The 12,627-nt window shown below is 71.2% G+C and carries 14 protein-coding genes; 7 read left to right on the top strand and 7 right to left on the bottom strand.

Going from position 1 to position 12,627, the window contains the following annotated elements; genetic code table 11:
- Positions 1 to 6 precede the first annotated feature (6 nt).
- From B0I31_RS16465 to B0I31_RS16450, 4 genes are all read left to right on the top strand, one after another.
- On the top strand, positions 7 to 765 hold the full coding sequence (locus B0I31_RS16465) for a YcnI family copper-binding membrane protein (protein ID WP_106616259.1): 759 nt from the start codon (positions 7 to 9) through the stop codon (positions 763 to 765).
- Positions 762 to 1,325, top strand: a complete 564-nt coding sequence (locus B0I31_RS16460; RefSeq protein WP_106616258.1) for a copper resistance CopC family protein — start codon at positions 762 to 764, stop codon at positions 1,323 to 1,325. The genes B0I31_RS16465 and B0I31_RS16460 overlap by 4 nt, the downstream gene beginning before the upstream one ends.
- A complete protein-coding gene (locus tag B0I31_RS16455; RefSeq protein WP_106616257.1) occupies positions 1,322 to 2,344 on the top strand; it encodes a copper resistance D family protein in 1,023 nt (340 codons plus the stop codon). The genes B0I31_RS16460 and B0I31_RS16455 overlap by 4 nt, the downstream gene beginning before the upstream one ends.
- A 344-nt stretch (positions 2,345 to 2,688) precedes the next feature.
- A complete protein-coding gene (locus B0I31_RS16450; protein WP_106616256.1) occupies positions 2,689 to 3,483 on the top strand; it encodes an NAD(P)H-binding protein in 795 nt (264 codons plus the stop codon).
- Positions 3,484 to 3,529: 46 nt separating this feature from the next.
- Here B0I31_RS16450 and B0I31_RS16445 read toward each other — a convergent pair whose 3' ends face one another.
- From B0I31_RS16445 to B0I31_RS16435, 3 genes are all read right to left on the bottom strand, one after another.
- Positions 3,530 to 3,817 (bottom strand): hypothetical protein, encoded by a 288-nt coding sequence (locus tag B0I31_RS16445; RefSeq protein ID WP_245949974.1) that lies wholly within the window; start codon positions 3,815 to 3,817, stop codon positions 3,530 to 3,532.
- A gap of 96 nt (positions 3,818 to 3,913) precedes the next feature.
- The gene (locus B0I31_RS16440) at positions 3,914 to 4,804 is read right to left on the bottom strand and encodes an aminoglycoside phosphotransferase family protein (protein WP_106616565.1); all 891 of its coding nucleotides are present in this window, start codon (positions 4,802 to 4,804) and stop codon (positions 3,914 to 3,916) included.
- A gap of 19 nt (positions 4,805 to 4,823) precedes the next feature.
- A complete protein-coding gene (locus B0I31_RS16435) occupies positions 4,824 to 6,146 on the bottom strand; it encodes a helix-turn-helix domain-containing protein (protein ID WP_181320192.1) in 1,323 nt (440 codons plus the stop codon).
- 270 nt (positions 6,147 to 6,416) lie between these two features.
- On the opposite strand from B0I31_RS16435, the gene B0I31_RS16430 reads away from it, so the two are divergent.
- Both B0I31_RS16430 and B0I31_RS16425 read left to right on the top strand, forming a co-directional pair.
- Complete coding sequence (locus B0I31_RS16430; protein WP_106616254.1) at positions 6,417 to 6,743, top strand: hypothetical protein; 327 nt, start codon at positions 6,417 to 6,419, stop codon at positions 6,741 to 6,743.
- 13 nt (positions 6,744 to 6,756) lie between these two features.
- Positions 6,757 to 7,119: a hypothetical protein gene (locus tag B0I31_RS16425; RefSeq protein ID WP_053714584.1), complete on the top strand. Its 363-nt coding sequence runs from the start codon at positions 6,757 to 6,759 to the stop codon at positions 7,117 to 7,119.
- Between the two features lie 266 nt (positions 7,120 to 7,385).
- On the opposite strand, the gene B0I31_RS16420 is transcribed toward B0I31_RS16425, so the two are convergent.
- The 3 genes from B0I31_RS16420 to B0I31_RS16410 are packed head-to-tail and all read right to left on the bottom strand — an operon-like array spanning position 7,386 to position 10,652.
- Positions 7,386 to 8,171 (bottom strand): SDR family NAD(P)-dependent oxidoreductase, encoded by a 786-nt coding sequence (locus tag B0I31_RS16420; protein ID WP_425444366.1) that lies wholly within the window; start codon positions 8,169 to 8,171, stop codon positions 7,386 to 7,388.
- Positions 8,172 to 8,187: 16 nt separating this feature from the next.
- Entirely contained in the window at positions 8,188 to 9,360 is a 1,173-nt protein-coding gene (locus tag B0I31_RS16415; protein WP_106616564.1) for an MFS transporter, read from the bottom strand.
- A 47-nt stretch (positions 9,361 to 9,407) separates the two neighbouring features.
- Positions 9,408 to 10,652: a glycoside hydrolase family 1 protein gene (locus B0I31_RS16410; RefSeq protein ID WP_106616252.1), complete on the bottom strand. Its 1,245-nt coding sequence runs from the start codon at positions 10,650 to 10,652 to the stop codon at positions 9,408 to 9,410.
- A gap of 101 nt (positions 10,653 to 10,753) precedes the next feature.
- Here B0I31_RS16410 and B0I31_RS16405 point away from each other — a divergent pair, with 101 nt between their 5' ends.
- Positions 10,754 to 11,368 carry a TetR/AcrR family transcriptional regulator gene (locus tag B0I31_RS16405; protein WP_106616251.1) on the top strand — a complete coding sequence of 205 codons (615 nt, stop codon included), beginning with the start codon at positions 10,754 to 10,756 and terminating at the stop codon, positions 11,366 to 11,368.
- A gap of 14 nt (positions 11,369 to 11,382) precedes the next feature.
- Here B0I31_RS16405 and B0I31_RS16400 read toward each other — a convergent pair whose 3' ends face one another.
- Entirely contained in the window at positions 11,383 to 12,570 is a 1,188-nt protein-coding gene (locus B0I31_RS16400) for an amino acid deaminase/aldolase (RefSeq protein ID WP_106616250.1), read from the bottom strand.
- Between the last annotated feature and the right edge of the window lie 57 nt (positions 12,571 to 12,627).

Genomic DNA, 12,627 nt, shown 5'->3' with positions numbered 1-12,627 from the left:
AACTTCATGTCGACAAAGCGATTTGGCGTGCGCGCGCTCGTCAAGGGCGGTGCCGTGCTCGGCGCCGCCACGATCCTCGCGCTGACCACCGCGGGCCTCGCGTCCGCGCACGTCACCGCGTCCACGCCGAAGGACGCCGTCCAGGGCGGGTACACCAAGGTCACGTTCCGCGTGCCGAACGAACGCCCCGACGCGGGCACGGTCAAGCTGGAGGTGACCCTGCCCGCCGAGTACCCGCTGGCGTCGGTCAGCACCAAGCCGACGCCGGGCTGGAAGGTCGAGGCGGTCAAGGAGAAGCTGGCCACGCCGGTCAAGAGCCACGGCCGCGAGGTCACCGAGGCCGTCCGCACGGTCACCTGGACCGCAGACCCGGGCATTCGCATCGAGCCCGGCCAGTTCAACGAGTTCGACCTGTCCATCGGGCCGCTGCCGGACAACACCGACAAGCTGGTCCTGCCCGCCAAGCAGACCTACGACAGCGGTGAGGTCGTGGACTGGAACACGCCGCCGCCCGCCGAGGGCGCCGACGAGCCGGAGCGTCCCGCGCCGGTGCTGAAGCTGGTCGCCAAGACCGCCGGCGACGCGCACGGCACGGCCACCGCGACGGCCGTCGCCGACGACGGCCACGACACGGCGGCGGCCGGCTCGACCGACGACACGGCCCGCTGGCTGGGCGGCGCCGGGCTCGTCGTCGGCGCGCTGGGCCTCGGGTTGGGTGCGGGAGCCGTGCTGCGGTCCCGTCGCGCGGGCAAGCAGACGGCATGAGGCGCGTCGTCTCGCTGCTGCTGACCGGCCTGGTCGCGGGCGCGGTCGTGCTCGGCACGGCCACACCGGCGTTCGCGCACAACGTGCTGGTCAGCAGCGACCCCAAAGACGGGGCGCGGCTGGAATCCGGACCGACGACGATCACGCTGACCTTCGACCAGCCCGTGCAGGCCGGGGAGAAGTTCAACACGATCACCGTCACCGGGCCGGAGGGCACGCGCTGGGAAGCTGACGGCGAGCCGACGGTCAAGAACAGCAGCGTCGTCTTCCCGGTCCGCCCGCTCGGCCCGGCCGCCGAGTACGCGGTGGGCTACCGGATCCTGTCCGCGGACGGGCACCCGGTGACCGGTTCGCTCAAGTTCACCCTGACGAAGGCGGGCGACGGCACGCCCGCGCCCGCCTCCTCGTCGGCCGCCCAGGACGCGGCCTCGCCGTCGTCCGGTGCGGGCGGCGTGCCCATCTGGGTGTGGATCGCCGGCGCGGCCGTGCTGCTGGCCGGTGGCGCGTTCCTCGCGCTGCGCGGTGGTGCGGACCGCGCCGAGGAGAGCAGCAGGCGATGACCGTGAACCGGACCACCACCACCGCGAACAGGTACTGGGTCGTCGGCGGCCTGCTCGCCGGCGGTGCTGTCGGCGTCTTCCTGGGACTCGGCCTGTCCACCACACCGGAAGCGGTGGGCGTGGCCGAGCCGGGAGTGGTGGTCCGGTTCGCGCACCCGTTGGTGCGCACGCTGCTGGACCTGGCCGCGACGACCGTCGTCGGCCTCTCGCTGCTGCCGAAGCTGCTCGGGTTCAGCCGACCCGCCATCACCGAACCGGTGCTGCGCGTCGCCCGACCCGCCGCCGTGATCGCCGCGGCCGTGTGGGCGTTCACCGCGTTGCTGTCGATCGTGATCCGGGCGTACGAAACGCGCCCCGACGCGGAACTGACCATGCCGATGGTCGTCGATTACGTGCAACGCGTCGGCGCCGGGCAGGGATTGTTGTTCAGCGCGGTGTGCGCGCTGGTGTACCTGTGGATCGGCGTGATGGCCGTGCGCCGGGGCGAATCGGTGCCGGCGGAACTGCGCATCCTGATCTCCATGTTCGGCCTGCTGCCGCTGCCGGTGACCGGTCACGCGTCGAACTGGAAGTACCACGACTACTCGATGATCTCGATGGAACTGCACGTGCTCGGCGCCGCGGCGTGGACCGGTGGCCTGGCCGCGTTGGTGGTGCTGGTCGCCCACCGCCGCGGGCTGTTGGCCGAGGCGCTGCCGAAGTTCTCGAAACTGGCCACGATCGCGTTGATCCTGGTGTCGGTGACCGGGTTGTTCAACGGGCTGCTGGAACTCGCGCTGAACCCCGCCATCGGCCTGCCCGGTTCGTTGTTCACCACGTCGTACGGGTTGATCCTGATCGGGAAGATCGTGTGCGCCGCCGTGCTGGCGGTGCTCGGCGCGAACATCCGGTGGCGATTCCTGCCGCACATCGCCCAGCACAAGACGACGGCGATCGTCGGCTGGGCCGCGGTGGAGCTGGCCATCATGGGCATCGCTTTCGGTTTGGCGGTCGTGCTCTCGCGCGCACCGGTCGCCTGACCTGGTAGATCGTCTTCGGTCGGGGTGTCCGGGACTGTCCCGGACACCCCGATTCCTTGTCTGCACCCTCTCGAACGGATTGCCTCGGTCACGACCGATCCCGACGAGAAGGGGCCTGGAATGCCACGCCGACAGATCACCGGCCGCACCGCGCCCGCACGCGAGGAACCGACGAGGACGGTGCTCGTGCTCGCCGCGTTCGGGCTGGCGTTGCCCGAAAAAGCCGCCCGCTTCGTCGTCATCGCCGCCGCAAGATGGCCGCTTGAGCCGCGGGTGCGACGTCCGGAGGCACCCCGGGCGTCGCACCCGCGCGAATTGTCGGACCCCTGTGATTGGGTCGATCCATGGCTGATCCATCGATCCTGGTACTGGGTGCCACCGGCTCGACGGGCAGGCGGGTCGCCGCACGGCTCTCCGGAGCGGGCCACGCCGTGCGCCGCGCGTCACGCCGGGGCGAGGTGAGGTTCGACTGGTCCGACCGCGACACGTGGGCGGGCGCGCTGGCAGGCGTCGAGCGGGTGTACCTGATGGCACCGCACGAGCTGCCGGTCGAACCGGAGTTCGTGCACGAGGCCGTGGCGTCCGGCGTGCGGCGGCTCGTGCTGCTGTCCACCCGGGGTGTGGCGGAGATGCGGGACGAACGGCTGCTCGCCGCCGAACGGCTGGTGCGAACCTGCGGCGTCGACTGGACCGTGCTGCGGCCGGACTGGTTCGACCAGAACTTCGACGAGGGGTTCTTCCGGCCCTCGGTGCTCGGCGGCGAGCTGGTGCTGCCCCTCGGTGACAAGACGCAGGCGTTCGTGGACGCGGACGACATCGCGGCGGTGGCCGTCGCGGCGCTGACCGAGGACGGGCACGAGGGCGAGGTCTACGAGGTCACCGGGCCCGGGGCGTTGTCGTTCCCGCAGGCGCTGGCCGTGCTCACGCGGGTCACCGGCCGGCCGATCCGGTTCCGCGGCACGCCGGACGACTACCGGGCCGTCATGCCCGCCGACCTCGCCGAGGAGCAGATCCGCGCGTGGGACGCGTTGGGTGACGGCGAACCGACCGACACCGTCGCCCAGGTCACCGGACGTGAGCCCAAGAGCTTCCACGACTACGCGGTGGCAGCGTGGGAAGCCGGAGCCTGGCGCGACTGAGCGTCGGCGAGTGGTCCGTTCGGTGCGACGAACTGCGCCGAACGCCCTAGTCGGTGATCAGTCGGGCGGAAGCGTCCTCGGCGCGGAGCCGGTCCAGCGCCGCCATCGCGTCCTGGCCGCGCCGTTCGAGCTCCTTGGCGTCGATCCAGCCGTTGGCGAAGCACCGGTAGTCGTGCGCGAGCTTCACCAGCTCCGCCAGGTAGTTCGCCGAACGGCGGCGGCGCTGCTCGTCGAACGACGCCAGGAACGGCAGCTGGGTGTCCACCACCTCGTCCAACATCCGGGCGGCCCGCCGCGCCCGCCTGCGCCGCACCACCGGCAGATTCCCGACCACGCACACCTCGCCAGAACCCCGTCACGCAACCCGTCGATGCCTCAGTCGTGAAACGCGCGCCGGGCGTTACCGGTTCGATGCCCCACGACCCCGCCGTCAGCGGTAGGGGGTCCAGTGGGTCGTGGTGTCGCCCGCGCGCAACGCTTTGAGCCGGCTGTGCAGCTCCTCGCGCACACCGGGGTGGCTGCGCATGATCGGCAGCACGCTCGTGGTCAGCTTCAGCTCCCTGACCTCGCGCAACACCGGGAACCCGGCCCACCTGGTGACGTCGAAGCCGTACTCGTCGGTCAGCTGCCGGTACCACTCGGCCGGGTGACCGAAGCGGGCCACGCCGACCGGCAGGGTGCTCAGGTCCCACTCGCGCGGCCCGACGCTGGTGGAGTCGAAATCACAGATCACCGGCCCGTCCGGGCTCGGGATCAGGTTGCCCAGGTGCGCGTCGCCGTGCACCACGCCCTGCGGCAGCACGGTCCGCAGCTCGGCCAGCCGGTGGTCGGCCTCGGCGCACCGGTCCTCCAGGAACCGGCGGTCCGGCCCGGACAGCTCCTCGGCGTCGGCGATGCGCCGCCGCACGTCGTCCAGCGGCGTCCAGCGCGGCAGCGCGAAGTCCGGCGCGGGCAGCGCGTGCACCTGCCGCAGCACCCGGCCCAGGTCACGGCCGTCGACGGGCCTGCCACCGGACGGCACGGTGTGCCACAGGGTGGCCAGGTGCTCCCCCACCGCCAACGGCTGCGGCACGTCCTCGACCAGCCGGACGGCGGGCACGTCGTGCGCGGCCAGCCACCGCGCGACCTCGACCACCTTCCGGGCCCGGTGGCGCAGGTTCATCGAACCGACGATCCGCACCACCACCCGGTCACCGGGCAGGTCGAACACGGCGTTGCTGGTGAACTTCACGAGCCGCGCGTCGCGGTGCGCCAACCCCAGTTCGGCGCACAGCCGTTCCAGCACCGCCGTCAGCGCGGCGGAGGTGAACCTGCCGTCCAGGGCCCCGACTCCCCGCAGCTCAGGCCGCGCTGTCGTTGCCGGTGAACTTCGCCAGGCGTTCGGCCAGCTCACGGGCGTCGGGGTTGTTGCGGCGCTTCTCGGCTTCGTGCTGCAACGGCTTCATCCGGTCCTTGGTGCGGACCGACTTCAGGCCCTCGGACAGCTCGATCGCCTGCCGGCCCATGCGCGACGCGTGGTCGATGTCGCCGTCGAGCAGGTGGTTGATCGACAGGGACGTGAGGTTGAACGACCGGCTGCGGGTCATGTCCTCGCCGTAGCCGCCGATGGCCTTGGTCAGCGCCGGCACGGCGGTGCGCGTGTACTTCTTGTCCACGGTCTGCGCCAGCTCCGTGTGCACCGTGCCGATCATCGCGGACAGGTCGTTGGCGTCGAAGAACTTCGCCCACGCGGGCGAGTCCTCGATGTTGGCCCGGGCGAACTCGTCGCGGGCCCGGCTGAGCAGCTTCAACGCCTGGTCGTCGGAGCCCATCTTCGCGTAGGCCCACGCCTCGTTGGCGCACAGGATGCCCACGGCGAGCTCCGAACCGGAGTTCTGCGCGGCCAGCTGGCCGAGCTGGAACACCTTCAACGCGTCGTCCGGCGCGTTCTGGTGCAGGTAGACGCGGCCCATCCGGTACAGGATGTTGGCCACGAGCTCTTCCTTGCGCCCCTGCTTGGCCAGGCCGAGCGCCTGGCCGAAGTGGTTGCGGGCCGAGTCGTACAGGCCGGTGTCGAACGAGGTCCACCCGGCCAGGTTGTGCAGGTCGGCGAGCGCGACGTAGAGGCGTTCCTTGACCAGGTCGGTCGCGTTCGCGCCGAGCATCTGCTGTCCCCACGACAGCTGTGCGACGACGGCGTCGCGGCACGAGCCGCCGCCGTACTGGTAGTCGAGCGTGCGCAACGCCCTGGTGGCCGCCTCGACCTGTCGGACGTCGGTCATGCCGATGCGGCCAGGGGCCGGAGTCTGCGCGGGCGATGAAGCCCAAGACCCGGAGTCCGTACCGAACACGGCCGCGCCGACGGTGATGGCGGCGGCGTGCGCGAGGAACTTCCTTCGCTTCACCGACTCGTCCTCCTCAGAATGGGGTGACTCCGCCGTGGCGGCCACCCTCACTGCCGTGGCCTCGTCGTAAGCGAGGCCCATGTACCCCCTTGGGACACCCAAGCCGGCGGCGATCCGGGCGAGGACGTCGTAGGCCATGACCTGGCGTCCCTTGAGGATCTCCGAGACTTCGGACTGCGACTGGCCCGTCAACGCCGCGATCTGGCGTTGCGAGACACCGTGCCGTCGGAGCAGCCGGTAGACCGCGCTGATCTCTCGTCTGGCCAAGGCGTCACGCATCTCCTGCTGGTCCCAGACGTCTGGTGTAACAGGAGAGCTTGGCGAACCGATGGTGTTCAATTGCGCCCCCTCACAGTCCTTTGGGCGTCAACGGCAGAGTAGGGGCACTCCCCCGACTGCGAGAAGTACCGATCGGCGAGGCTGATCGGCCCTGCCGAACTCCGCTGACCGCTTACCGTGGAACGGCCACCGGCCAGCGCTATGACGTCCCGATCCGGGTTGAATCATCGCAATCTGAGTTCCGGTAAGCGAGCGAGCACGGAGAGGAACATGGTTGTGGACCTGATCGAGCGGGCGGTGACCACCCCTGGTGGGTCGGCAGCGCCTGCCGTCGCCGCGGCCACCTCTCCGGCAACCATGTCTGTCCAGGAGTCGACCGACCTCGACTCCGGATGGCGCGGCACGACCGGGCACCGTCGCTGGTGGCGCATCCGCTGCAGCGACGTGGTCGACCGGGAACGCTGCCTCACCGTGATGGTCGACCGGGGCCGCGTGGTCCTGGTCGGTCCTCCGGGTGAGACGGCGGTCCTCTCGGCCGACCAACTCGTACAACTCAGGGCCGCGCTACGTGAGGCCGCCGAGCAGGCGGAAAGGTGACGGTGACGTTTCGGTGGACGAGATCCTCGGACAAGTTCTTCGCAACGCGGTGTGGGAGCGGTTGGACCTGCTCACAGAGCTGGCCAACGAGGCCGACGCCCCGTCCCTCCTGTCGGTGGCACGTTCCGAGCTCCCTCGGCTGACCGAGGGGTGGCGGGCGCTGCTCGCCGCGCACGAACCGGACGAGAAGGGCAACTGCCCCGAGTGCTCCGGACGGTGGCGGCAGCAGAAGAGCCCCTGCTCGGTGTGGCGCGCCGCGTACGAACACCTGGTCGCGGGCGGTTTGGCCCCGCGCCCGGCTCGGCACCTCCGCTCGGCGCCGGTGACGCCTCCTGTCACCCGGTCGCGCCGCGGAATGGTGGTTCGAGCCCACTAACGGGCGGCCCCGACCTGTCGTTCCCCCGACGCGACCAGGTCGAGCTCCCGCCTACTGGCCGGCGGTCCGGGACGTGCGAACCCCCGACCGCGACGAACGGACCGCCGGCCAGCTCAAGCTCCACCAGCAGGACAGCAGGACAACTACACAGACAGCCGCGGGCCGGTGTTGTGCACACCTTCCCTCCCCGACCGACACCGGTCCGCGGGCACCACTTCGGCCCCATGTCCGCCCCTCCCGCGCGGACATGGGGTCGTTTCGCGTGCTCAGCGGTGGGTGCCGGTCCGCCAGGTGAGGTAGCCGGTCAGCCCCGGGAACAGCCGACCGGCCAGGTCGAAGGCCTTGAGCTGCCACGGGAACACGACCTCGTCCCGTTCCCGCTCCACCGCGTCGGCGATCCGCTCGGCCACGTCCCGCGGCGTGACGGTCGGGATCACCCTGGCCAGCGCCGGGATCCGCTCCTCCGCACCGGGGTTGTTGACGAAGTACCGGCTGCTCACCTTGCCCGGCACGACCTCGCTCACCCCGACGCCGGTGCCGCGCAGGTCCATCCGCAGCGCCGCGGTCATGCCGCGCAACGCGTAGCGGGCCGCCGCGTACCCGGTGGCGCCGGGGATCGGCAGGCGGGACACCGGCGAGTTGACGTTGACCACCCGACCGGAGCCACGCGCCCGCATACCGGGCAGGAACTCCCTGGTCAGGTGCAGTGCCGCGGTGAACGGCAGGGCGATCATCCCGGCCAGCTCGGGCGTCGGCGTATCGTCCAGGAACAGCCAGCGGCCCACGCCCGCGTTGTTGACCAGCACGTCCGGCACGCCGACCTCGGCGATCACCCGTTCGGCGAGCGCGTGGATCCGGTCGACGTCCGCGAGGTCCGCGGGTAGCGCGACCGCACGCCCGCCGGTCGCCGTGATCCGTTCGACCTGCTCGTCGAGCGCTTCACCGCTGCGTGCCACGAGCACGACAACCGAACCGCGCCCCGCGAGCGTCCGGGCGGTCGCCGCGCCGATGCCCTGCGACGCGCCGGTCACCACGACCGTCTTGCCGGCCAACCGCACTGATCTCCTCCTACACCACCGAACGGACCCTGGTCACGAGCACCGCCGCGCACAGCGTGGCGACGGCCGAGACGGCGAACAAGCCCCGGTACCCGCCGAGCGACGCCAGCACGAACGTCGTCAGCAGCGGCGCGACCACCTGGGGCAGCGAGTTGGCGATGTTGAGCACGCCGAGGTCCTTGGCGCGGTCCGACGCGGCGGGCAGCACCTGCGTCAGCAGCGCCAGCGCCACCGCCCAGTACCCGCCGAAGCCGACGCCGAGCAGCGGCGCGGCGACCAGCGCGGCCGTCCACGTGGGCCAGGCGACGAGCAGCAGGGCGGCCACCGCCATCACGCCCGCGGACATCAGGACGTAGGGCTTGCGGCGGCCGGTCCGGTCCGACCGGGCGCCCACGGCGAACGCGCCGGTCGCCAGCGCCACGCCGTAGAGCAGCATCAGCACCAGCAGGCCGTCCTCGGGTGCCGGGTGCCGGACCACGTCGCCGAGGAAGTACAGCAGGTAGAGCGTGCCGAACGCGTTGCCCAGGTTGATCATGAAGTGCGCGCACCAGGCCCAGGCGAAGTCCGGGTGCCGCCTCGGCGACACCCACAGCTCGCGCCACCGCAGCGGCGGGCGGTCGGCGGCCGGCAGCCGGACGTCCGGGGTGATCAGCACGAACGCGACCGCACCGGCCACGACCAGCGCCGCGCACGCCAGGTAGCCGTTCGCCAGACCGCTGACCAGCACCGTCACCACGACCGCGCCCAGCACGGTGCCGAGCATCTGGGACACGCCGACCAGCCCGCCCACCTTGGCCCGCTGCCGCACGGGCACCCGGTCGGGCACGGCGGAGGTCAGCGACGCGAGCATCCCGTTCAGCCCGGCCTGCACCAGGCACCACCCGATCACCACCACCGCGACGGAGGACGCCGAGGACAGCACCGCCAGGCCGACCGCGCCGACCAGCGCGCCCGCCAGCGTCCACGGGTGCCGCCTGCCGAACCGGGACGTGGTCCGGTCCGACGACAGCCCGATCAGCGGGTTCGCGATCAGCGCCACGAGCGCGCCGACGCCCGTGACCAGTCCGAACACCGCTTCCTTGCCGGCCGCGTCGAGCAGCTCGGCCTGTTGCGGGAGCAGCACCTGGATGGGCGCGTAGATGGCCAGCCACAGGCCGAGGTTGGCCAGGAACAGCCACGTCATCCACGACCGGCGGACCGGGACGACCGGTTCCGCCAACGCCTCCGCGCTCACCCCCTGATCCGATCGCGGTACCACTCGTAGGAGGCGCGCGGTGTGCGTTGCTGCGTCGCGTAGTCGACGTGGACCAGGCCGAACCGCTGCGAGTACCCCGAGTCCCACTCGAAGTTGTCCATCAGGGACCACACGAAGTACCCGCGCACGTCGGACTTCAGGGCCTCTTCGAGGTGCCCGTCCAGGTACTCGATCCGCTCGGTGTCCTCCAGCGAGTGCGGGTAGCTGCACCCGCTCTCGGTCACGTACACCGGCGGCAAGTCGACGAATCGATCCCGCAACAGCGTGATCATCTCCGACAGCCCGGACGGCACGACCGGCCAGCCGAAGCCGGTCTTCGGGTACTCGTCGATGTCCACCAGCTCGAACGGCAGCGGGTTGCCCTCGGACGGCAGCCGCAGCCGGGTCGGGTTGTAGTAGTTCACGCCGTAGAAGTCGAGCGGCGCGGAAACGATCGCCAGGTCGCCGTCCACGATCGGCAAGCGGTCGGCCAGCGAGTCCGGGTAGCGGCCCGCCAGCTGGGCGTCGGCGTAGAGCCAGTTGTGCAGCTCGGAGTAGGCCTCGGCGGCCGGGGCATCGTCCGGGGTCGCGGCCCACGCGGGTGTGTGGTTGTTGGCCGTGCCCACAGCGCGCGCTCCGGCGGCGCGCAGCGCCTGCACGGCGAGCCCGTGCGCCAGGTTGAGGTGGTGCGCGGTCGGCAGCGCGTCGTACAGCAGCGCCTTGCCCGGCGCGTGCTGCCCGGTGGCGTACCCGAGCAGCGTCACCATCGCGGGTTCGTTGATCGGGATCCACATCCCGACCCGGTCGGCCAGGCGTTCGGCGACCCGGGCGGCGTACTCGGCGAACCGGTGCGCGGTGTCGCGTTCGAGCCAGCCGCCCGCCTCTTCCACGGTCAGCGGCGTGTCCCAGTGGTACAGCGTGACGACGGGCGCGATGTCGGACTCCAGCAGCTCGTCCACCAGCCGGTCGTAGAACACCAGGTCGCCCGCGAGCACCCGCGGCCACGACACGGAGAACCGGTAGGCGTTGACGCCGAGGGACCGCATGAGGCCGACGTCCTCGCGGTAGCGGCGGTAGTGGTCGCACGCCACCGAGGCGTCGTGGCCCTCGAACGCCGGGAACGCGTCCCACACGGACGGCTGCCTGCCTGCGGCGGTGAAGGAGCCTTCGATCTGGAAGGCCGAGGTCGACACACCCCAGAGGAAGTCGCCGGTTGACGTCACGTGAGCCTCCCCGAACATGAAAGTGATTCGGATCGTAGGCGTGTTGCACCGTGAAGTGAAGTGGAAAGGTCCAGGACCGGGCACTATGGAGTCCCGCCATCCATTCAGCAGGAGTCGCCGTGACCAGTACGACCCCACTGCGCCGCCAGCCGGTGCAGCAGCGCAGCGCCAAGCGCGTCGAGCGGATGCTCGAGGCCTGCGCACAGCTCATCGAGGAGGTCGGCTACGACGGAGTCACCACGACATTGATCGCCGAGCGCGCGGGTGTCGCGGTCGGCTCGCTCTACCAGTTCTTCCCGGACAAGCGGGCGGTCGTGCAGGCGCTGACCCTGCGCAACCTGGAGAAGTTCATCCAGACGGTGGACGGCCGGTTCACCTCGACCACCCTCGAGCACTGGTGGGACGCCGTCGACTCGATCTTCGACGTGTACGTGTCGATGCACCGCGAGGTGCCCGCGTTCTCGAAGCTGCACTTCGGCGACGTGGTCGACCTGCGGCTGCTCGACGACCGGCGCGACAACAACACGGTCATCTCCGACCGCATCGCGGAGATGATCTCGGTCAAGTTCGACATCCCGTTCGCCGAGCTGCAACTGCCGATCTCGATCGCGGTCGAGGCGGCGGACGGCGTGCTGAACCTGGCGTTCCGCCGCGACCCGGCGGGCGACCAGCGGATCCTGGACGAGGCCAAGGCGCTGGTCCGCGGCTACCTGTCGACCCGGCTGCCGGACTAGTGCGGCGATAGCTTTCAGCCGAACGAGTGGCCTTCGCCCCGGTAGGTGGGCACGGTCCGCTGCACCACGTCGCCCCGCACGACGTGGTAGTGGGTGAACCGCTCGGCCAGCTCGCCCGCCTTGGCGTGCCGCAGCCACACGCGGTCGCCGAGGCGCAGCGCGTCGGCCGCCCGGCCCACCACCGGGGTCTGCACCTCGCCCGCGCCCTCCAGCGGCAGCAGCTTCAGCCCGACCGGCAGGTACGGGGTCGGTTGGCGGTCGGAGGTCGCGGTGCCGGAGGCGATGTAACCACCGGAGAACAGCGTGGCCACGTGCCGCTTCGGCCTGCGCACCACTGGCAGGGCGAACAGCACGGCGGGCCTGGGCCGGAAGCCTCGGTAGCCGTCGAACAGGGTCGGGCCGATGAGCCCGGAACCGGCGGCGAGCTCGGTGACCGAGGGGTCGGCGGCGGTGACCTCCAGGCTGCCCGTGCCGCCGCCGTTGACGAACTCCAGCTCGGCGACCCGGCGCACGGCGGACACCGCGGCCGAGCGCCGTTCGACCAGTTCGGCGGCGGAACGGCGTTGCATCCAGCGCAGCGCGGCGCCGCGCACCGGCCGGCCCGGCGGCTGGTCGCCCAGGCCCGCGATCTGACCCTCGTACGCCATCACGCCGACCAGCCGGAACCCCGGCCGACGCACGATCGCCTCGGCCAGAGCGCGCGCTTCGCGTGCCGTGTGCACGGGTGAGCGTCGTGGGCCGACGTGCAGGCCGGGCACCGGTCGCCACGACACGTCCAGCTCCAGGCACACCCGCAGCTCCGGGTGGTCGGCGCCGAGCACGGCCGCGACCAGGTCGAGGTGCGCGGTCGAGTCGACCACGATCGTGATCCGCGCCCGCGCCTTGTCGTCCTTGGCGAGCTCGTGCAGCGCCGCCTGGTCGACCGTCGGGTACGCGACCAGCAGGTCTTCGCACAGGTCGACCGACGACAGCCAGAGCGCCTCGGCCAGCGAGTAGCACATGACGCCCGCGAACCCGGGCTGGGCGAGCACCCGTTCCAGCAGCGCCCTGACCCGGACGGACTTGCTCGCCACCCGGATCGGCCGCCCGCCCGCGCGCCGCACGAGGTCGGCCGCGTTGCTGTCGAAGGCGTCCAGGTCGACGATCGCGAACGGCGGGTCGTGCTCCTCCGTCGCGACGTCCAGGCGCGTGCGGTGCTGCATGGGCCTCACCGTACTTGAAAGGTGAATAGCTTTCACCTACGGTTCGTGGAACGCGTC

The organism is Saccharothrix carnea (assembly GCF_003014735.1).
GTDB lineage: Bacteria > Actinomycetota > Actinomycetes > Mycobacteriales > Pseudonocardiaceae > Actinosynnema > Actinosynnema carneum.
Note: the sequence above shows the minus strand (reverse complement) of the source record. Positions and strands in the feature narration are given on the sequence as shown.